General features: G+C 61.8%; 20 protein-coding genes. 15 read left to right on the forward strand and 5 right to left on the reverse strand.

The window, feature by feature from the left end; genetic code table 11:
• From IEX61_RS09625 to IEX61_RS09645, 5 genes are all read left to right on the forward strand, one after another.
• A partial coding sequence (locus IEX61_RS09625; RefSeq protein WP_188817787.1) for a transposase occupies nucleotides 1–248 on the forward strand: 248 nt, incomplete at its 5' end.
• A gap of 230 nt (nucleotides 249–478) precedes the next feature.
• Nucleotides 479–1681, forward strand: coding sequence for an NAD(P)/FAD-dependent oxidoreductase (locus IEX61_RS09630; protein ID WP_188817789.1), 1203 nt, complete (start codon nucleotides 479–481; stop codon nucleotides 1679–1681).
• 75 nt (nucleotides 1682–1756) lie between these two features.
• Nucleotides 1757–2230 (forward strand): NUDIX domain-containing protein, encoded by a 474-nt coding sequence (locus tag IEX61_RS09635; RefSeq protein ID WP_054671626.1) that lies wholly within the window; start codon nucleotides 1757–1759, stop codon nucleotides 2228–2230.
• A gap of 148 nt (nucleotides 2231–2378) precedes the next feature.
• Entirely contained in the window at nucleotides 2379–2570 is a 192-nt protein-coding gene (locus tag IEX61_RS09640) for a YuiA family protein (RefSeq protein WP_054671624.1), read from the forward strand.
• A 291-nt stretch (nucleotides 2571–2861) separates the two neighbouring features.
• Nucleotides 2862–3659 carry a DMT family transporter gene (locus tag IEX61_RS09645; RefSeq protein WP_268238397.1) on the forward strand — a complete coding sequence of 266 codons (798 nt, stop codon included), beginning with the start codon at nucleotides 2862–2864 and terminating at the stop codon, nucleotides 3657–3659.
• Between the two features lie 54 nt (nucleotides 3660–3713).
• Here IEX61_RS09645 and IEX61_RS09650 read toward each other — a convergent pair whose 3' ends face one another.
• Nucleotides 3714–4481 carry a chlorite dismutase family protein gene (locus IEX61_RS09650; RefSeq protein ID WP_229725825.1) on the reverse strand — a complete coding sequence of 256 codons (768 nt, stop codon included), beginning with the start codon at nucleotides 4479–4481 and terminating at the stop codon, nucleotides 3714–3716.
• Nucleotides 4482–4683: 202 nt separating this feature from the next.
• Here IEX61_RS09650 and IEX61_RS09655 point away from each other — a divergent pair, with 202 nt between their 5' ends.
• Entirely contained in the window at nucleotides 4684–4953 is a 270-nt protein-coding gene (locus IEX61_RS09655) for a YuiB family protein (RefSeq protein ID WP_373288441.1), read from the forward strand.
• A 194-nt stretch (nucleotides 4954–5147) separates the two neighbouring features.
• The gene (locus tag IEX61_RS12720) at nucleotides 5148–5771 is read left to right on the forward strand and encodes a 3D domain-containing protein (RefSeq protein ID WP_083463008.1); all 624 of its coding nucleotides are present in this window, start codon (nucleotides 5148–5150) and stop codon (nucleotides 5769–5771) included.
• Nucleotides 5772–5826: 55 nt separating this feature from the next.
• Here IEX61_RS12720 and IEX61_RS09665 read toward each other — a convergent pair whose 3' ends face one another.
• From IEX61_RS09665 to IEX61_RS09675, 3 genes are all read right to left on the reverse strand, one after another.
• Nucleotides 5827–6645, reverse strand: a complete 819-nt coding sequence (locus IEX61_RS09665) for an ABC transporter substrate-binding protein (protein WP_188817793.1) — start codon at nucleotides 6643–6645, stop codon at nucleotides 5827–5829.
• A 396-nt stretch (nucleotides 6646–7041) separates the two neighbouring features.
• Entirely contained in the window at nucleotides 7042–8403 is a 1362-nt protein-coding gene (gene mgtE, locus IEX61_RS09670; RefSeq protein ID WP_188817795.1) for a magnesium transporter, read from the reverse strand.
• 43 nt (nucleotides 8404–8446) lie between these two features.
• Nucleotides 8447–8905 carry a YfmQ family protein gene (locus IEX61_RS09675; RefSeq protein WP_054669376.1) on the reverse strand — a complete coding sequence of 153 codons (459 nt, stop codon included), beginning with the start codon at nucleotides 8903–8905 and terminating at the stop codon, nucleotides 8447–8449.
• A 210-nt stretch (nucleotides 8906–9115) separates the two neighbouring features.
• On the opposite strand from IEX61_RS09675, the gene IEX61_RS09680 reads away from it, so the two are divergent.
• From IEX61_RS09680 to IEX61_RS09700, 5 genes are all read left to right on the forward strand, one after another.
• Nucleotides 9116–10075, forward strand: a complete 960-nt coding sequence (locus IEX61_RS09680) for an MBL fold metallo-hydrolase (RefSeq protein WP_054669379.1) — start codon at nucleotides 9116–9118, stop codon at nucleotides 10073–10075.
• Nucleotides 10076–10132: 57 nt separating this feature from the next.
• Nucleotides 10133–11566 carry a nicotinate phosphoribosyltransferase gene (locus tag IEX61_RS09685; RefSeq protein WP_054669391.1) on the forward strand — a complete coding sequence of 478 codons (1434 nt, stop codon included), beginning with the start codon at nucleotides 10133–10135 and terminating at the stop codon, nucleotides 11564–11566.
• Nucleotides 11567–11636: 70 nt separating this feature from the next.
• Nucleotides 11637–12362: an HAD family hydrolase gene (locus IEX61_RS09690; RefSeq protein ID WP_054669382.1), complete on the forward strand. Its 726-nt coding sequence runs from the start codon at nucleotides 11637–11639 to the stop codon at nucleotides 12360–12362.
• Nucleotides 12363–12458: 96 nt separating this feature from the next.
• A complete protein-coding gene (locus tag IEX61_RS09695; RefSeq protein WP_054669385.1) occupies nucleotides 12459–13076 on the forward strand; it encodes a superoxide dismutase in 618 nt (205 codons plus the stop codon).
• A 139-nt stretch (nucleotides 13077–13215) separates the two neighbouring features.
• Nucleotides 13216–15009 carry an AIPR family protein gene (locus IEX61_RS09700; protein ID WP_188817797.1) on the forward strand — a complete coding sequence of 598 codons (1794 nt, stop codon included), beginning with the start codon at nucleotides 13216–13218 and terminating at the stop codon, nucleotides 15007–15009.
• A 398-nt stretch (nucleotides 15010–15407) separates the two neighbouring features.
• On the opposite strand, the gene ilvD is transcribed toward IEX61_RS09700, so the two are convergent.
• Nucleotides 15408–17147 carry a dihydroxy-acid dehydratase gene (gene ilvD, locus IEX61_RS09705; RefSeq protein ID WP_188817799.1) on the reverse strand — a complete coding sequence of 580 codons (1740 nt, stop codon included), beginning with the start codon at nucleotides 17145–17147 and terminating at the stop codon, nucleotides 15408–15410.
• Nucleotides 17148–17427: 280 nt separating this feature from the next.
• Between ilvD and IEX61_RS09710 the strand changes: the two genes are divergently transcribed.
• From IEX61_RS09710 to IEX61_RS09720, 3 genes are all read left to right on the forward strand, one after another.
• Nucleotides 17428–18465, forward strand: a complete 1038-nt coding sequence (locus IEX61_RS09710; RefSeq protein ID WP_054669393.1) for a tetraprenyl-beta-curcumene synthase family protein — start codon at nucleotides 17428–17430, stop codon at nucleotides 18463–18465.
• 104 nt (nucleotides 18466–18569) lie between these two features.
• On the forward strand, nucleotides 18570–19145 hold the full coding sequence (locus IEX61_RS09715) for a TetR/AcrR family transcriptional regulator (protein ID WP_172673453.1): 576 nt from the start codon (nucleotides 18570–18572) through the stop codon (nucleotides 19143–19145).
• 94 nt (nucleotides 19146–19239) lie between these two features.
• On the forward strand, nucleotides 19240–20310 hold a 1071-nt coding region (locus IEX61_RS09720; RefSeq protein ID WP_188817801.1), incomplete at its 3' end, for a YhgE/Pip family protein.

Consider the following 20310-nt stretch of genomic DNA (forward strand, 5'->3'; position numbering starts at 1 on the left):
AAACCCAGTCGGCAAGCGATGCCGCGCTCCTGCAGTGGGGACGCACGCTCCGCCACTGGCGCGAAGCGATTCTGGCCTACCACACCTGGCGTGTTTCGAACGGCTACACGGAGGGCGTGCACACCAAAATCAAGCTGCTCAAACGTATCAGCTACGGCTTCCGCAACCGTGAAATCTATGTGCGAAAGATGCTCCTCGCTTTTGTTCCCTTGGCTTGGTTGACCTCGCATCCACAATTATTGACCTAGAGCCCCGTTTCTCTTGCAATTCGCCAGCCGAACCGGTATGCTGTTTCTTGAAGATTTCGTGACAAGGTGAAGGCGATCGCCATCGTTTGTCCGCTCCTGTTCTGGGCGTTATTTGTGAAAACATTCACTTTCACAAAGAGGCCCAAGTCGCTCTCCTACGTTGCGCCGCGTGTAGGGCGTGTCATGCGGTGAAATCTTAATCTTAACGACAAAGGATGGATGTGAGGACGATGAGCACGCCCAAGATTCTCATCCTCGGTGCCGGCTATGGCGGATTGATGACCGCCCTCAAGCTGCAAAAGGAGCTTTCGTACGGCGAGGCCGACGTGACGCTGATCAACAAACACGACTACCATTACATCACAACCCAGCTGCACGAACTGGCCGCCGGAACGGGTGACCCGGAGGATGCCCGGGTGTTCCTCGACGAGTTGCTCGATGCGCGCAAGATCCGCTTCGTCAAAGCCGTCGTCACGGAAATCAAGCCGCAGGAGCGGAAAGTGGAGACGACGGGTGGGACGTTCGACTACGACTACCTCGTGATCGGCCTCGGCAGCGAGCCGGAAACGTTCGGCATCCAAGGGCTGAAGGAATACGCCCTGTGCATTCGCAGCCTGAACGCCGTGCGCATGATCCGCGAGCACATCGAGTACAATTTCGCGCGCTACAAGAACGAGCCGGAACGGGAAGAATTGTTGACCATCATCGTCGGCGGTGCCGGCTTCACCGGCATCGAATTTGTCGGCGAGCTGGCCGATCGCGTGCCGGAGCTGTGCAAGGCCTTTGACGTCGATCCGGCGAAGGTGAAGATCATCAACATCGAGGCGGCGCCGACGGCCCTCCCCGGCTTCGATCCCGAGCTGGTCGAATACGCCATGAACGTCCTGCAGAAGAAGGGGGTCACCTTCCGCATCAACACGCCGATCAAGGAGTGCACGCCGGAAGGGGTCATCCTCGCCAACGGGGAAGAGATCAAGGCCGGGACCGTCGTGTGGACGGGCGGCGTGCGCGGCAATTCGCTCGTGGAAAAGGCCGGCTTCGAGACGATGCGCGGCCGGGTGAAGGTGGACGACTACCTCCGCGCCCCGGGTTACGACAACGTCTTTGTCGTCGGCGACTGCTCCCTTGTCTTCAACGAACAGGGGCGGCCTTATCCGCCGACGGCGCAGATCGCCATTCAGGAGGGCCAGAACTGCGCACGCAACCTTGTCGCCCTCGTGCGCGGCGGGTCCCTCGAGCCGTTCAAGCCCCACATTCGCGGGACGGTGGCGTCCTTGGGGCGCGGCGAGGCGATCGGCATTGTCGGCGGGCGCAAGCTGACCGGATCGGCGGCGGCGTGGATGAAAAAGCTGATCGACTTGCGCTACCTGTACCTGATTGGCGGGCTGTCGCTCGTGCTGCGCAAGGGGCGCCACAAACTCCTGCGCGTCTGATTTCCGTTCAACCGCACCCCATCGGGGGGCGGTTTTTTCCATTTTCCATTGAGATGACGGAAGGAGGGGGGAACCATGCGTGCAAGCGGCGTCTGGCTTGCCGTGTCGGGCCTTGTGCGGCGCGGCGACGAGGTGTTGGTGGTCAAGAAGCGGTACGGGGGAATGAAGGGACTGTATTCGTTCCCGGCCGGGTTCGTCATGCCGGGCGAGACCCTCGACGAAGCCGTGGTGCGGGAAGTGAAGGAGGAGACGGCCGTCGACGCGGCCGTGCGCGGCGTCCTCGGCGTGCGCACCGGCGTGCTCCGCAACGGGGTGAGCGACAACCTCGTCCTTTTCCTCCTCGATTACGTGGGGGGTACGCCGGAGCCCCAGGAAGGCGAGATCGAGGAGGCCCGCTTCTTGCCCATGGCCGAGCTCATTGCCCATCCGTTGGCTACGGAGTTTTTGCGCACCTTCTTGCCCAACCTCGATGCGCGCCCGGTGCTCACCGGGTGCACGCTGGAGCCTCGTGCCGACTACGGCTACCATCGGTACAAAATTTTCAGGTAACGAATTCCCTCCGTCGTCCGCAGGGGATGTATCCGCTTACTTGGAGGGAGAGGCACAAATTTGCCGACAATTTTGGCTTTCCAAACCCGTTCCCCCGCTGGTATAGTATTCAGTAAAATCCGGAACAAGCAGAAAGGAGCGGAGATTCATGCGCGTGCTCACCACAACGTGCGCGTTTTGTCAGGGGAACGGGTATGTGCACCTGCTCCTCGGCGGGACCGAGCGCTGCCACATGTGCGGCGGGACCGGTCAGCTGGAGGAAGAGGATGACGACGGGAGACGTCACCTTCGTCACCTCGGACGAGAGGAACAGGCCAATTACGGTCGTTGCTGCTCATAAGGGGGCGCTGCGCGAAAAATGGCGGGGATGCGGCTGTAGCGACACGTCCGGTCAGGCGGCCGGGCGTGTTTGTCTTTTTCGCGCCGCTTCCGTAGAGTAGAGGAAGGAGAAACGCGAGGAAGGGGGGAGCGCATCTGAAACTCCGCGGCGCGGTGTGCATTGCGGCGGCTTCCGCCATTTGGGGCGGCATGTACGCCTTCAGCAACTGGGTGTTGGAGCGGGAGTACATTCAGCCCTTCGGCCTGCTCGTCGTCCGGCTGGCGGCGACGGCGCTGGTGCTGGGCCTGCTTCTTGCACGGCAGGGGCGATTGCGACTGGGGGGGGCGCGATTGGCCGATGGCTGTCGCCCTGGGCTTTGTCGGCTTTGTGGTCAGCTTGGGGACGCAGTTTGTCGGCACCAAGTGGGCGGGTGCGGCCAACGGCGCGCTGATCACGTCGACGTCGCCGGCCTTTATCGTGCTCTTTGCCGCTCTCCTGCTGCGGGAGCGCATCACCTGGGTCAAGGCCGCCAGCGTTGCGCTCGCCACCGTCGGCGTGGGGGTGGTCATTGGCCCCGAGGCGCTGTGGTCGGGCAGCGGGGGACAGGCCCTGTGGGGGAAGCTGTTGCTCCTCGTTGCCGGGATGACGTGGGGCCTGTACACGGTGATGGGCAAGCGGTTTTCCCAGCGCCACGGCGCCTTGGCCACCACCTTTTGGGCCTGCGTGACGGGGGCCGTGCTCAACCTGCCCTTCGCCCTCTTGGAACCGGCGCCGCGGCCCCTGGCCGACTGGCCCCTTGCGGCGTGGGCTGCGGTGGCGTACATTGCCTTCGTGTCGACGGCGGTGGCCTTCTTCCTGTGGAACTACGGCTTTCAGCTGATCGACGCCGGCACGGGGTCCCTGTTCTTTTTCGCCCAGCCCCTCGTCGGCGCCCTGCTCGGGTGGGGATGGCTTGGCGAGCCGCTGGGGATGGGGTTTGTCGTCGGCGGCCTGCTCATTGCCGCCGGCGTCGTGCTGGCAACGCGCGACGAGAAACCGGTCCAAGGTGGCACAGCGGCCGTGAAGCGGAAGGGAAGCGGGCCGGGGGCAGCAAAAAACGCGTCCGGATAACGGTGCCGGACGCGTTTGGCCTTCGGCGCGTAAGGCCCGTGCAGGCCGCTTCGCCTACAGGGTGTTGAGCACGTCCATGATGTTGTCGTAATAGATGCACGTGAACATCGGCGTGTCGCGCAGCGTGTAGCGGCTGGCTTCCGTTTCGCGCAGCTCCTGCACGAGGTTGACGAAGTCGCGCGGCTCGTCGCACTCAAAGGCGACGACGAACTCCTGGTCGTCGATGCCGAAGGAGTAGGTCGTGTTCAGCTTCACCGACGGGTACTTGCTGCCGACCTGGATGTGCTCGTCCATCATGCCCTGCCGGGTGGGGAAGGAGAGCTGGTACCAATCGCGCGTCTTCACAAACGGATAGACGAAGAGGTATTTCCCGCGCCCCGGAACGATGTACACGCGCGGATTGGGGTTGGTCGGGTCCATCTTGTCCACATAGACGCTCCGCTTGGTGATGGAGAGGAACGAATAGGCGATGGTCAGGTACTTGCCAAGGCCGGTGTTCATCAGCTTGCTCGTCATCTCTTGGAAGACGCGCAGGTCTTTCGAGATCCGCCACAGCATGAACTCGGCGTCGGCGCGCAGGCCGACGAGAGAGTAGCTGAGGATCATCGTGTCGTCGCGCCCGGCGTACTCCTCCACCACCGCGGCAAACTCCTCTTTGCCCCGCTGCCGCTCGTCATCGGGCAGGCGGCGCCATGCGGGGTCGACTTTGAAGAACGAGAAGTTGACAAACTGCGTCGGCAGCTTGGGCGTGATCCCTTCCGCCGGCTTTTCCCCCGTGCCGGGGTGGCCCATCGGCGGGCGCCCTCCCATGGGTGGTCGCATGCGTGGTCCTCCTCCTGCTTGGAAATGGATTCCCATCTCGCGTGGCTACCCCCATTGTAGCGAAAGTGGACAGGGCGGGCAATTCGGGCGCCCCGCCCGTCACGAAGCTGTCACAGCCGGTCCCGGTTGACCGGCGCGGCACGGGCCAGTACACTAAGGGAGAAGCGACGGCTTAACCCCCGCATACGGGAGGTGCACAGCGGTGCCGGGAGCCATCAACATCGGCCAGTTCATCGTGTCGATTCCGCTCTTTTTCCTGCTCTTTTTCGGCCTGGCCTTCATCCTCAACATGCTGATCAAGACGACGTGGTTTCCCGTGTACGCGTACCTGGCCCTTGTTGGCGGCGTGTACGCGTATCTGGGCAAGCTGGCCGTGGTGGACGTCGTGATCCTGTTCTTCGGGCTGCTCGGGGCGGCATGCGGCGGGTGGGCCATCCGGACGCTCCGCCGGAAAGGCTACCGCATGTTCTAGCCGAGCGCCGAAGACGGGAGAGGGTTATCCGGAGCGAAGCGAAACCGTGGCGAAGAAGCGGGACGCCCGTGACGCGGCGTCCCGTCTTGTTTTTGGGTTCCTGTATATCTTTCCCCCCTCCGGCCAGACTAGGGAGGAGAGGGGGTTCGGTAATGGTTTCCATGCCGAAAGAAGCCCAAACCGCCGGCAAATGGATGGCATGGTTGTTGCTCGGGGCCTTTGCGGTTTACGGATTCCACGACGCCGGCTTGCTGCCCAAGGCGTGGCCGTTTGGGGGAGCGCGGGACGCTCGCCCTGTTGCGCCTCCGGCCAAAGCGGACGTGCCGGTTTCGGCGCGCGGGGAACCGGGCGGGGACCCGAAAACCGCGACGCGCCTTGAGCCGGCGGCGGTACCGCACGAGGCCTTGCTTGCCCGCTATCCCCGCGTGCGGGTGGTGGCGACGGGCTATTACGCCGGCGTGGAATCGACGGGCAAGACGCCCGATCACCCGGCGTACGGCATTACCTACTCGGGCGTGCGCGTGCGGCGCGACACCTTCTCCACGGTGGCGGCCGACCCGAACGTCTTTCCTCTGGGCACCATCCTGTACATTCCGGGTTACGGTTACGGCGTTGTGGCCGACACGGGCTCGGCCATCAAGGGGCACAAGCTGGACCTGTACTTCGAAACGCTCGAGGATGTCTACCGGCAGTGGGGCAAGCGCGAAGTGGACGTCTATGTGCTCCGCCAAGGCGACGGGACGGTGACCGAAGCGATGCTCGACGCGCTGAACAGCCGTCCGGTGGCGGCGGTGTTGCGGGAGCTGGCCGTCAACTAGGGCGAATGGCGCCGGAAGCGGATACCAACGGGCAGCCGGCCGCGCCGCCGGACCGTCAGGCGACCGGCCAGGCCGTGACCGGCGGGGCGCCGTTCGCGAGCCACTCGGGGCGCAGCCGCCGTGTCAGCTCGTACAAGCCTTCGAGGAGCCGCGGCGAGGGCCGGCAGAACTGGCCTTCCGGCAAAATGTAAACGCGGCCGTGTTGCACGGCGGCAAGGAGCGCCCACCCCGGCCGCCCCGTGATGCTTTCGGGCTTGATCCGCCGTTCGTCGACGCCGCACCACACCACGCACACGACGTCAGGGTTGCGCGCGGCCACCGTTTCCCAGTCGGCTTTCACGTTGTCCGTGTCGCAATCGGCAAAGACGTTTTCCCCGCCGACCAGCTCGCTCACGTCGGTGAGCCAGTTGCGGCGCCCCGGCGTGAAAACGGGCTTCGGCCACCATTCCCAGTACAGCCGCCAGCGCGTGGTTGCCGCTTCGGCCCGTTCTTGGTACCACGCGACCGTCTCCTCGAACCGCCGGGCGACGGCTTCGGCTTCCCGCGTTCGGCCGGTGGCGTCCCCGACCAAGCGAATGTCGGCAGGGATGTCGGCCAAGCGCTGCGGATTGAGGACGATGTGCGGCAGTCCGGCCTGGCGCAGGCCCTCGACCACGCGCTCCATCCCTGGGACGCTGCGCGAGGCGACGACGAGGTCGGGCTTGAGGGCGGCCACCTGTTCGATGTCGATGGCCAGATCCGGGCCGAGGCGCGGCAGGTGATCGAGGCGACGGGGTGGCCAGTCGGAACTGTTGTCGACGCCGACCAGGCGGTCGCCGAGGCCGAGGGCAAACAGGATTTCCGTGTTGCTCGGGCAGAGGGAAATGAGGCGCATGGCATCATCCCGCTCCTTCGTTTGCGGCCGTTTGATTCGCAATTGTCTGGGAATTCCAAGCGCGGAGGAGCCCAAATTGGGCGCATGCCCCTGTTCCGTTTCGCTCCCCTGGGCATAGGCTGTAGCGGGGAGACGGAAAGGAGGAGACGGCAGGGAGATGTTTCGGGACCTCGAGTTTTCCGAACTCGTGCTGATCGCGGTCGTGGTGTTGCTGTTTCTCCATCTGTGGCGGGAGAAACAGCTGCTTGACGCGTAGCGCGGCCTTGTCAAAACGGAAAACGAGCCCTATTGCGGCATCCCTTCGCGGTCGGGACACGGCCGCTTTTTTGCGTTTCGCCGCAGGGCTTGCGCTTTGCTTCCATTTTCCCATATTTCGTGAGACAGGGAAAGGGGGCGTTACGCGAGGAGCCAGGAGAGGAAAAAATGGGCGATGGTAAAGTAGATGAGCAGGGAAAAGACGTCGTTCAGCGTGGTGATGAGCGGCCCGGACGCCACCGCCGGGTCGACGCGGAGAAAGCAAAGGGCGATGGGGATGAGCGTGCCGGCCAGCGTTCCCACGATGAGCGTCAAGAAAAGCGTGAGGCCGACCACGACACCGAGGGCGAGGTTGTGCTGCCACAGTCCGGCCGCGATGGCCACGGCCGTGCCGCACACGAATCCGATGATCACGCCGCTGCCCGCCTCCCGCGTCACCAGGCGGAGGATGATGCGCGCGCGAAGACCTTCTTCGGCCATGGTGCGGATGACGATGGCCAGCGACTGGGTTCCGGTGTTGCCGGTCATCCCGGCGATCATGGGCATAAAAAAGGCCAGGGCCACGACGCGTTGAAGCGTGTCTTCAAACCGGCTGACAATCGAACCGGTAAAGAGGCCGATAACCAAAAGCAGCAGCAACCAGGGCAACCGACGCCGGGCCCCTTGCAGCGGCGACGTGCGCAGGTCGATGGCTTCCTTGCTGGCGGCGGAGAACTTGGAGAAGTCTTCGCCGGCCTCCTGAAAGATCACGTCCAGCACGTCGTCGACGGTGACGACCCCGAGCAGGCGCCCTTCCCTGTCGACCACCGGCACGGCCACGAAGTCGTAGCGCTCGATGACGCGGGCGACCTCTTCCTGGTCCATGTCAACCGGGACGCTGATCACCCGTTCGACCATGATGTCGGCTATGGGCGTCTCCTCGCCGGCCTGCAGCAGGTCACGGATCGAGACGACGCCCACCAGGCGCTTGTCCGGATCGACCACGTACAGGTAGTTCAGGATTTCGGCGACGTCGGCGTATTGCCGCAGCTTGTCGAAGGCCTCCCGCACCGTCATGTCGGGCTTGATCCACACGAAGCGGTCGGTCATGATCGCGCCGGCCGTTTCGCGGGCATACCCCATCAGCTGCCGCACGCGTACGGCGTAGGCGGCATCCATCGTCGCCAGAATCGCCGCGGCGTTTTCCGCGGAGAGGCGACGGAGCAGGTCGGCCAGGTCATCCGGCGACATGCGGCGGAGGATTTCCGCCGCATGGTGGGTCCCCAGCTTGTCGATCAGTTCGGCCTGATGGTGAAGGTCGAGCTCCTCCAAGAGAGCGGCGATTTCCTCTTTCTGCAGGTGATGAAGCAGCCTGCAACGCCGGTCCGCGGGCAGCGCGAGGTACACCTGTGCGAGATCGTAGGGTTGCAATTCGTCAAGCGCCTTGCGGATGGCGTGCGCGTCGTCTTGTGCCAAGCGGGCGATCAATTCCGTCAGAAGGCCATCGGCGTTCGGATGGGCCAACGGGGTCCCCCCTTAATGGCCACGAGGGATGGGATGGCGGGTTTCACTCGTGCGGTGAAACGTCAAGGGGTTCCGCCATGGATAGTCTTTGCAAATATCGTGTCAGCTTATCCTGCTTGGCCCAGTACACGACGGTTTTTTTTCCCTTCGTGCGGCGAATATCCACGTCGGTGGTGGAGGCGAGGATCTCCACCCGTTCCCCGCTGGCCAGGTCGAGGACGATGGTCGCGGGAGGGTGATTATGGCGCGGCGCAGGCTGCTTTTGAATGAAGGCGGCCCCGTTGAACCACTCCACGATTTGCGCCAGGTCGCCATCCGGAAGCGGGCGCATCTCCCCGCCGGCCACCCGGTAGGCGGCGCGGACGACGTCGTCTGTGGCGATTTCGCGGTGCGTGGCAAAGCGCTTTTCCAAGCGCGCGTAGTAAGCCGACGGCAGGCAAAACAGCACAATCAACAAAAACCCAATGAGGTGCCATACCCAATTGGCGACCGTGAAGGACACCGGTTGCATCCCCCTTTTTTTGATCTCATGCCATTATACACTGCCTTTTCCTCTTGCGCGTGTGACAAATTCTCGGCAGCGAGGTGCATCCCGGGGGGACGGAGAAAGGCTCGGCAATCGGAAAAAAGCGGACCGGCGTGGGCCGGGTGTGGTACTATGGAAGACAAGAGAACGCCAGCAGCTGAACCAGAAGGCAAGGAGGAGAGGGGCATGGCCGAGGAAGCGCTTGACCTGGTGGATTTGGGGCAGGGCGTATGGCAAGTCGACCTGCACTACATGGGGCGGCGACAGTACGGCGCCGGATACATGTTGGAGGCGGGCGACGAATACGCCATCGTCGACCCGGGGCCGTCGAGTTCGGCGTGGGTGTGGGACGCCTTTTTTGCGCAGACGGGCATCCCGCGCGAGAAGGTGGCCTACGTGCTCGTCACGCACATCCACCTCGACCACGCCGGCGGGGCGGGGCTCCTCTTGCGATCGCTCCCCCGGGCCAAAGTGGTCGTGCACCCCAAAGGGGCAAAACACCTCGTCGATCCGAGCAAGCTCGTGGCCAGCGCGCGCGAGGTGTTCGGCGCGGCCTTTGACCGCCTGTTTGATCCCGTATTGCCCGTTGACCCCGAGCGGGTGATGGTGGCCGAAGACGGCTTCGTGCTGCATCTGGGCGGCGTGCGTCCGCTGCGCTTCTTGGATAGCCCGGGCCACGCGTATCATCATTACGCCATCCACGACGAGGCGGAGCGCGGGCTCTTCTGCGGCGACGCGTCGAGCCTGTCGTATCCGGTGTTCCGGCGCTACGGCGTGGAGCTGTGTTTTCCCTCGTCGTCGCCTACGCACTTTGACCCGGCGGCGTTTGCGGCGACGCAGAAGCGTTTTGCTGCTCTTGGCGTGGATCGGGCGTATGTGGCGCACTTTGGCCTGTGCGAACAGCCGGAGCGGATGTTTGCGCGGACGGCGGAGCTGGTCTGGACCTATGTCGACCTGGCGCGGGAGGTGCGCGAAGCCGGCGGCGGCTGGGAGGCGCTCAAGACGCGGCTGTGGGATTTCTTCCGCGACGAGCTGGCCGTGCAGGGGGTGCCGCGCGACGCCGAGGAACACGCCGTGCTCGAGCTGGACATGGAGCTCAACGCGAAAGGGCTCATGGTGTACCTGGACAAGCAGGCGCAAGCGTAACGCCCGCGAAACGCGATGCGCCTGCGCGGCCACGGGAGCAAAGCGGGGAGGAACACGATGACCAACCTGACGATGCTGACCGACCTGTACCAACTCAACATGATGTACGCCTATTGGAAGAGCGGCATCGCCGACAAGCGGGTCGTCTTCGACCTCTATTTTCGCCGCCCGCCCTTTGGCAACGGGTACGCCGTGTGCGCGGGGCTTGAGCAGGCCCTCGAAGCGGTGCTCGGCCTGGCCTTTACGGAGGATGACTTGGCGTACTTGAAGAGCATCCATCCGTATGAGGAGGCGTTCCTGGACGAGTTGCGCCGCTTCCGCTTCACGGGCGACATCTGGGCCGTCCCCGAAGGAACCGTCGTCTTCCCGTACGAGCCGCTCTTGCGCGTGGAGGCCCGCATCTTTGAGGCCCAGCTTCTGGAGACGGCCCTGCTCAACCTCGTCAACCACCAGACGCTGATCGCCACCAAGGCGGCCCGCGTGGTGGAAGCGGCATCCGGCGACGGCGTGCTGGAGTTTGGCCTGCGCCGCGCCCAGGGGCCCGACGCCGGCCTGTACGGGGCGCGGGCGGCCTACATCGGGGGCGCCGATGCGACGAGCAACGTGCTGGCGGGGAAGCGCTTCGGCATCCCCGTGCGCGGCACCCATGCCCATGCCTTCGTGATGAGCTTTCCCAGCGAACTGGAAGCGTTCCGGGCCTTTGCCGCGGCCTTTCCCGACAACGCCGTGCTCCTCGTCGACACCTACGATACGCTGCGCAGCGGGGTGCCCAACGCCATTCGCGTGGGCCAGGAGCTGCGCGCGCGCGGTTTTGACCTGGCCGGCATCCGGCTCGACTCGGGCGACCTGGCGTACCTGTCGAAGGAAGCGCGGCGCATGCTGGACGCGGCCGGATTCACCAAGACGCGCATCGTCGCCTCGAGCGACCTCGACGAGCTCCTCATCCGCGACCTGAAGGTGCAGGGTGCGGCCATCGACACGTGGGGCGTCGGCACGCACCTCATCACGGCCAAGGACGATCCCGCCCTCACCGGCGTGTACAAGCTGGTGGCGGAAGAGGAAAACGGCCGGCTCATTCCGCGGATCAAGGTGTCGGAAAATCCGGCCAAGGTGACGATTCCGGGCAAGAAGAAGGTCATCCGCTTCTATGATCGGGACACGGGCGAGGCGCTGGCCGACCTCATCATGCTCCATGACGAACCCGTGCCGACGGGCGAGCCGTTTGAAATCTTCGATCCGGTGCATCCGTATCGCCGCAAGACGCTGTGCAACTATGAGGTGCGCGAGCTGCTCGTGCCGGTGGTGATCGGCGGGCAGCCGGTGTACGACCTGCCGTCCCTCGACGAGGTGCGCCGCTACAGCCTCGAGGAGCGGAGCCGGTTTTCTCCGGAGGTGCGCCGCCTGGTGAACCCGCACGAGTACCCCGTCGACCTGTCGGAGGCGCTGTGGAAACTGCGCAACCGCCTGCTTCTCGAGGCGCGCGGGCGTTAGCGCGGATGGGCAGAGGGGAGTGGCGTCCCCCTCTTTCACCATGCACACGGTGGGCGAAAGGAGGAAGCCGATGGACGACAGGGAAACGCGGCCGTCGCGGTGGGAGGACGGCTCATCCCCGCGCCTGTTCATTTGGGACATCGACGGCACCTTGACGCAGGCGCCGGGCGTGGGGCGCGCGGTCATGGAGCAGGTGTTTCGTGAGCTGTTCGGCATCGACAACGCCCTTGACGGCATCCCCATGGCGGGAAGCCTCGACAGCGTCATCGTCGGCACGGCCTTTGACCGCTTCGGTTTGGATCGCCGCCTGTTGCCGGAGTACTGGGCGCGCTATTGCGTCCGGCTCGAGGCGGCGCTGGCCGCCGATCCGACGGCGCGCACGACGCCGAACATTGAAACGGTGCTCACCGAGCTGGATGCCGATCCGCGCGCCTACAACGTCCTCGGCACGGGCAACATTGAGCGGGGGGCATGGATCAAGCTGCGGCGATTCGGCCTCGATCGCTTTTTTGACGTGGGCGGCTTCGGCGACGAGCCCCAGGCGCGTTGGCGGGTGATCGAGACGGCCATTCAGCGGGCGAAAGACCACTACGGCGTGGCGTTTGCCCCCGAACAGATCACCGTCATCGGCGACACGCCGCGCGACATCGAGGCCGGGAAGCGCCTCGGCGTGCGGACCGTTGCCGTGGCCACCGGCCCCTACGATGTCGACGCCCTGGCCGCCTGCAAGCCAACGGCCGTGCTCCCGAGCTTTGCTGCCGACTGGCGCCCGGCGCTCTTCGGTTCGGAAACATGAAGATTGATAAAGTAGAACCATTCGGGCATAATAAAAAGCGGTGGGAGAAATTTTCTTCCCTTGCCAACCCGTACATCCTGCAAGGAGGGGTTTGCCATGCCCAAGCACGAACTGCCGGCGCTTCCGTATCCGTACAACGCGCTGGAGCCGCACATCGATGCCCTGACGATGGAAATTCACCATTCCCGCCACCATGCCACCTACGTCAACAACCTGAACGCCGCGCTGGAGGGCCATCCGGAGCTGCAGGAGAAATCGATCGAAGACCTGCTGCGCAACCTGAATGAGGTGCCGGAAAGCATCCGCACCGCGGTGCGGAACAACGGCGGCGGTCACGCCAACCACTCGCTCTTCTGGCAAATCATGAGCCCCAACGGCGGCGGCCAGCCGACGGGCGAATTGGCCGAGGCGATCAACCGCATCTTCGGCAGCTTTGAGAAGTTTAAAGAGGAATTCACCAAGGCGGCCCTCACCCGGTTCGGCAGCGGCTGGGCCTGGCTCGTGGTGAAGCCGAACGGCTCCCTGGCCGTCTACAGCCTGCCGAACCAGGACAGCCCGTACATGGAGGGCGACACGCCGATCCTCGGGCTTGACGTGTGGGAGCACGCCTACTACCTGAAGTATCAAAACAAGCGTCCGGACTACGTGGCGGCCTGGTGGAACGTCGTCAACTGGGACGAAGTGAACAAGCGCTACCTCGCGGCGAAGAAGTAACAGTCATGATATTTAGAAGGGCCTTGGCATATGCCGAGGCCCTTGATTTTGATAGTACTTTAACTTATACTGAGATATCGATTTTGGAATTGTTCAATGTTCAAGTTTGGAATTGTTCATTGTTCAAGGAGGGATAAATATGACTGAGGTAGGCAATTATGACAAAAATATACCATTTATTGATGCTTTTTTAACAAGGGAAGATCTTAAAAAATATGGTAATAAGGGTAATGCATTAATTCTTTATGCATTACAGTTAAAATACAAATTAGAAGATCTTGATTCTGTTGCTGCGGATTCACTTATTGATGGACCGAATGATAAAAAATGTGATCTTGTTTACATAGATCGGGATTCCGGCGAAGTTGTAATTGCACAAGGGTATTATAGTGATAACCCTTCACGCAAGGAAGCTAAAGCTAATAAGGCTTCTGACCTTAATACCGCAATTGGTTGGTTAATAACTAGAGATATTTCTGAGGTTCCATCTAATATTAAATCAACAGCAATCGCTTTGAGAGAAGCTATTGAATCTAAAGAAATAAGGTCTATAAAAATATGGTTTGTGCATAATTTAGAGGAATCCCAAAATGTTCTTGATGAATTAAAAACTGTTGAAAATACTGCCAAACATGTTATATCGTCAAAATACCCGAAAATTGATATAGAAATTGAAGCGTCTGAAATTGGGAGAAATACTTTGGAAGATTGGTATGAAGACTTAGAATATAAGATTTTAGTTACCGAATCATTTGAAATTGAAGTTCCAGGTGGATACCCAATACATGGTGAAGAGTGGTCTGCATTTGTTACGACTGTTTCTGCGAAGTGGTTACATTCATTATATCAAAAATACAAGGAAAAACTTTTTTCTGCAAATGTGCGTGATTTCCTAGGCGTACGAAATAGCGATAGAAACATCAATTTTGGTATAAAAAATACTGCGGAGAAAAATCCTGATAATTTCTGGGTTTACAACAATGGTATTACGGCTTTGGTTAATAACATAGATATTTTGGGTGATAAAAAATTAAAAATTGATGGTCTGTCTATTGTAAATGGTGCTCAAACAACGGGGGCTATTGGAACCCTTTCTTCCCCTCCTTCTGAAAAGGCAAGGGTTCCTATTCGATTTGTAATGTGTAATAATGCTTCTACTGTCGAAGATATAATAAAGTACAATAACACTCAAAATAAAATTGAGGCGTCTGATTTTCGTAGTAATGACAGTATTCAACAGCGGTTAAGAAATGAGTTTAGAGCTAAATTCCCTAATATAAAATACTATGGTGCAAGACGTGGTCATAATATAATTAGACGTACACCACCAGATTTAATTCCATCGGAATCTGCGGCGCAGGCATTGGTTGCATTCCATATCGATCCCATCATTGCTTATCACGAGAAAACAAAAATATGGATTGATAATAAGCTATATAGCAAAGTTTTCAATGAAAACACAAGTGCTGAACATATTGTGTTCGTTTATTCATTGCTAAAGTCAATAGAAAGGATCAAAATTGATTTAGTTAACAAAAAGGATAGTGAAGGGGATGAGGAGAACAAGAATAAGTTGTCAGATGCTGAATCTAATTATCTAACATTCCTAAGAAATAGAGGTGCTAAGTTTTTATTGCTCACAGCAATTGCAGAGTGTTTAGAAACGATAATAGGTGAAAAAATCCCAAATAGTTTTCGGTTGGGGTTTAAAAAAGTGGAGTACTTAGATGAAGCAATAAATTCTTGGTTGCCGATAGTACGTTCTGTTCTCCCATTTCATCGTCAATTAAGTGAGGCATTAAAAGATGGATTGAAAAGTAAGGAGAATGTAAAAAGATCTATAACTAATTTCTGTTCAATGGTTGAATCGATGTGTTATGCAACGCCGAACTTGCCTTCATTTAAAGAATTTAGGGAGAAAATTGTTTATTAAAGGTCGAATCCTTGCTTTAAGACAATGTTTGCCTGGATGCGCGCACATCGATGTCCGTGGTAAAGCGTGATGGCAACCGCTCTTGAATCATGTTTGCTTCGATCGCTAATGTTTCGTATGGAAATTGAATCTTCTGTTACGGGAAGGAAGGTGTGTTAGGTCAGATTTCTGTAGTGCCTATGTCTTTATCAAATTCGTAGTTAACTCATATGCATGGTTTTTACGAGGTGCGCGGCTTTGGTAAGGACGGATCGCCTCAGATTGTCACAGTCGGCGCATGATAGTGCTGGTCGGTAATAAGGGAAATTAAGAAGCCCCCTGTTGTCGTATTTGACAGAGGGGGCGTTTTCGTTTGGAGAAGATTGGTTTTGTCCGTGACGATCGAACCGCGGCACATCTCACGACGTGTGGCCCACTTCCGCGGCCGGTGCCTTTGTGCGGTCGGCTTCGCTGCCTTCCGCAAACGGATTCCGCAGCACGGCGCCGGTGTTGGCCGACGTGACGAGGTGCGCGTAGCGCGCGAGGTACCCGCGGGTGAATTTCGGCTTGAAACCTGGCCATGCGGCGCGGCGGCGCTCCAGCTCCTCCTCAGGGACGCGCAGCTCGATCGTCCGCTTGTCCAGGTCGATGCAGATGATGTCCCCGTCGCGCACGAGGGCGATCGGCCCGCCTTCCGCCGCCTCCGGCGAGACGTGGCCGACGCAGATGCCCCGCGAGGCCCCGGAGAAGCGGCCGTCGGTGACGAGGGCCACCTTCGTGCCGAGGCCCATGCCGACGATCTGCGAGGTAGGGGCGAGCATCTCCGGCATGCCCGGTCCGCCCTTGGGGCCCTCGTAACGGATGACGACGACGTGGCCTTCCTTCACCTTGCCGCTGGCGAGACCGGCGAGGGCCTCTTCCTCCGAGTCAAAGCAGATGGCTGGCCCTTCGTGGCGGCGGATGGACGGGTCGACGGCCCCCGTCTTGATCACCGCCCCATTTGGCGCGAGGTTGCCGAACAGCACGGCCAGTCCGCCCGTCTCGCTGTGCGGGTTGTCAATGGGCCGGATCACCTCGTAATCGGTCACCGCGGCGTCGGCGATGTTTTCGCCCAGCGTCTTGCCGGTGACGGTGATGCAGTCGAGGTGGAGGACGCCCTCCTTCTTGCTCAGCTCCTTGAGGATGGCGCTGACGCCGCCGGCGCGATGGACGTCTTCAATGTGCCAGTCGGAGGCCGGGCTGATCTTGGCCAGGTGCGGCGTGCGCGCGGCGATCTCGTTGATCCGCTCCAGCGGGTAGTCAATGCCCGCCTCATGGGCGATGGCCAGGGTGTGCAGCACGGTGTTCGTCGAGCCGCCCATGGCCATGTCGAGGGCGAAGGCGTTGTCGATGGCCTTTTCCGTGACGATGTCGCGCGGCTTAAGGTCCAGCTCGACGAGCTTCAGGATCTGGCGCGCTGCGGCGCGGGCCAGCTCCTTGCGCGCCTCGTCGACGGCGAGGATGGTGCCGTTTCCCGGGAGGGCCAATCCCAGCGCCTCGGCCAGGCAGTTCATCGAGTTGGCCGTGAACATCCCGCTGCAGGAGCCGCAGGTGGGGCAGCCGCAGCGTTCCAGCTCCTCCAGCTGCGCCTCGTCGATGAGCCCCTTCTGGAAGGCACCGACGCCCTCGAACACGGAAGCGAGGGAGATGGCCCGGCCGTCGCGGGTGCGCCCGGCCTTCATCGGCCCGCCGCTGACGAAGATGGTGGGGATGTTGACGCGCAGGGCGCCCATCATCATGCCGGGGGTGATCTTGTCGCAGTTGGGAATGCAGATGAGGCCGTCGAACCAGTGGGCCGTCACCACCGTCTCGATGCTGTCGGCGATGATTTCCCGGCTGGGCAGGGAGTAGCGCATGCCGATGTGGCCCATGGCGATGCCGTCGTCCACCCCGATGGTGTTGAACAGAAACGGCACGCCGCCGGCCTCGCGCACCGCCTCCTTCACGATTTCGCCGAACTCCTTCAGGTGCACGTGGCCGGGGATGATATCGATGTAGGAGTTGGCGATGGCGATGAACGGCTTGTCGAAGTCCTCATCGGTGACGCCGCAAGCCCGCAGCAGGCTGCGGTGCGGAGCGCGGTCGACCCCCTTCTTGATCATGTCGCTGCGCCGCTTCATTCCGTTCCACTCCCTCCACGCGGTTTTGCTCACCATTGTACCAAAGGAACACGATTTTGTATATTTTGAAAACGCTCTCAACGAGGATCCAACGGTGTCCGGTGTGACGCGGTGGGAACAACGCAATGCGGTGCAGTCGTGGCTGAGGGCCATTTGTGGCACAATAAAATTAATAAGCGTCCTTGTTCGCGATGAACGGGCCAGGGGCGCAGCGACATTCAACAACGCAGGAGGGTTTTTGCGGTTGACCAGCGGTTTTGCGGGCGGACCGGTCCGCTTGATGATTCGCGTTTACCGCGACGTGTTGCCAGGGGTGCATCGGGAATTGTCGGGATGGCGGCGGATGGCCGAGGCCATTCCCGACCCGGAGCTGCGCCGTCAGGCCCTCGCCAGCATGACCGCCAAGCGGTTCCACTGCGAAGGCGGCGCGGTGTATGCGGCGGCGGCCCCCACCCCGGATGCGCGGCGCGGACTGATCCGCCTGATCGTCGCCTTGCAAACGATCAGCGACTACCTCGACAACCTGTGCGACCGCAGCACGTCCCTCGACCCCGCCGACTTTCGCCAGCTGCACCAGGCCATGCTCGACGCGGTGGTGCCCGGCGGTTCCGTGGGCGACTACTACGCCTGCCGACGCGAGCGCGAGGACGGTGGCTACTTGCCCGCTTTGGTCCGCGCGTGTCAGGAGGAGGTGGCGCATCTTCCAGGGTACGGGGCGGTGGCGGACGAGGTGCGGCGCCTCGTCGCCCTGTACGCCGACCTGCAGGTGCACAAGCACGTGGCCTGGAGCGAGCGCGAGGCGCGGCTTTTGGCGTGGTGGGAGGACTACCGGTCGGCCCATCCGGAGCTGCGGTGGAACGAGTTTGCGGCGGCCACCGGTTCGACGTTGGGGATGTTTGCTCTGTTCTTGGCCGCCACCGATCCGCGGGTGGACGGGGAGGCGGCGCGGCGGATCGTCCGCACCTATTTTCCGTGGGTGTGCGCGCTGCACATCCTCCTCGACTACCTGATCGACCAGGAGGAGGACCGGCGGGGCGGCGACCTCAACTTTGTCGCCTATTACCGGGACGCCGAGGAGGCGGCCGAGCGCCTCGCCTTTTTTGCGCGCCGCGCGCGGGAGGCGGTGCGCGAGCTGCCGGGGAGCCGCTTTCACCGCCTGATCGTCGACGGCCTCTTGGGCCTCTACCTGTCCGACGGCAAAGTGCGCCGCCAGCGGGCGGTGCGCGCCGTCTCGCGCCGCCTGCTGACGGCTTCTCCCTTATCCACGCGCTTTTTTTACGTCAACAGCGTGCTGATTCGCGCCCTGTCGCCGCTGTGAGGCGACTTCGCCGGTGCGGGCGCGGGAAATGTTGCCCGCATCCGCGGGGCCCTGACTTGAACTGACCGGTCAGTCAGATTAAAATGACCGCGGAGGGATACACCGTGCGCTCGGATCGGATTGCCCGCATTCTCGAGGCGGCCGCCGCCGTGTTTGCCGAATGCGGCTTCGAACGGGCCAAAATGGACGACATCGCCGAGCGGGCCGGCGTGGCCAAGGGAACAATATACTACCATTTTCAAGGAAAAGACGACCTGTTTTGCGCCCTCATTGCCGACGTGGTGCAGCGCCTGATGGACCGGTGGGACGAAGCGGCCCGTGCGGCAAGCGATCCGGTAGAGCGGCTCCGGCACCGCATCGAGGCGTTGGCGCGCTTTTTGCTTGCCAACCGCCGGTTTGCCGTCATGCTGCTGGCCGAAGCGTGGGGCAATGAAACGCGCCAGCAGGTTTTCCGCGCCCACGTTCGCGAGCTGATCGGCGCCCTGGAGCGCGTGATCCGCGAGGGGGCGGAAGCGGGCGCCTTTGCTGTTCGCGAAGCCGATACCGCCGCGGCTGCCCTGTTCGGGGCGGTGAGCGTCGCTGTTCTGCACGCCGTGTTTGCCGGGGAGCCCGTTGACGAAGAACGCCTCGTGGCGCAGATCGTGGACCAGGCCGTGCAGGGCATCCTGCCCCGGGGGTAGGGCGTGGCGTTCGAACCCGATTGGAGGACCAACACAAACGGCAAGCGGATGGAGAAAACCCACACAGGCGAGGACGAGAAGGGAGGGTGCCAACGTGTCGTTTTGGCGGTCGCTGTTTCGATCCCGCGCCGTTCGGATCTCGCTGGCGGCGATTCTGCTCGTCCCGCTGCTCTACAGCTACCTGTATTTGTGGGCGTTTTGGGATCCGTATGGCCGGCTGTCCGATCTGCCGGTGGCGGTGGTCAACGAGGACCGTGGCGCCTCCTACATGGGCGAGACGGTGAACATCGGCGCCGAGCTCATCGACAAGCTGCTCGACGATCCCGTGATGAACTGGGTGTTCCTCTCGCGCCGCGAAGCCGATCAGGCACTGGAAGACGGTCGGGTGTACCTGGCGCTCATCATCCCGCCCGACTTTTCCGCGCGCGCCGTGCGCGTGGACGACCCGCAGGCGCTGCGGGCGGCTCTCGTGCTCAAGACAAACCCGGCGCAGAACCTTTTGGCTTCCCAAATTGGCGAGTCGGCGGTGCGCCAACTTCGTCAAAAGCTGAGCGAAACGCTGACGGAACGCTTTGTGGCGGCCATCTTGGAAACGGTGGAAAAAGGCGCCGCCGGACTGGACACCGCCGCCGACGCGGCGCGGCAGCTGGAGAACGGAACGCGCCAGGCCAAATCGGGCGCCCATCGGCTGGCCGGTGGCGCCCATGAGCTGGACCGGGGGGCGGCGGCGCTGAAAGCCGGTATGGCTCAGCTCGCCGCCGGTGGCGATCGCTTGGTTGCCGGCCTGGCCCAAAGCGCCGATGGGGCGGCGCGTCTGCGGGAGGGGGCCGATCGGTTGGCGACGGGAACTGCAGACCTGCAAACCGGGGCGCGGCAGTTGGCTTCCGGCCATCGCGAACTGGCGGACGGACTCGAGCGCGCCGCGGCGGGAAGTACGCAGCTGGCAAAGGGGGCGCAGGAGGTGGCGCAAGGCCTCACCCGGCTGGAACAGGGCGCCGGCGAGCTGGCCCACGCCGCGGGGCAGCTCGGGGACCGCTTGACCGCTGCCTCGGGCGGCGCCCAGCAGCTGGCCCAAGCCCTTGAGGCGTGGGCACGGGCGCGCGGCGTGGCCGGCGATCCCCAGCTTGCCGCCCTCCAGCGCGAGCTGGCGGCGCTCTCCGCCGGA

Source organism: Calditerricola satsumensis (genome assembly GCF_014646935.1).
GTDB classification, from domain to species: domain Bacteria; phylum Bacillota; class Bacilli; order Calditerricolales; family Calditerricolaceae; genus Calditerricola; species Calditerricola satsumensis.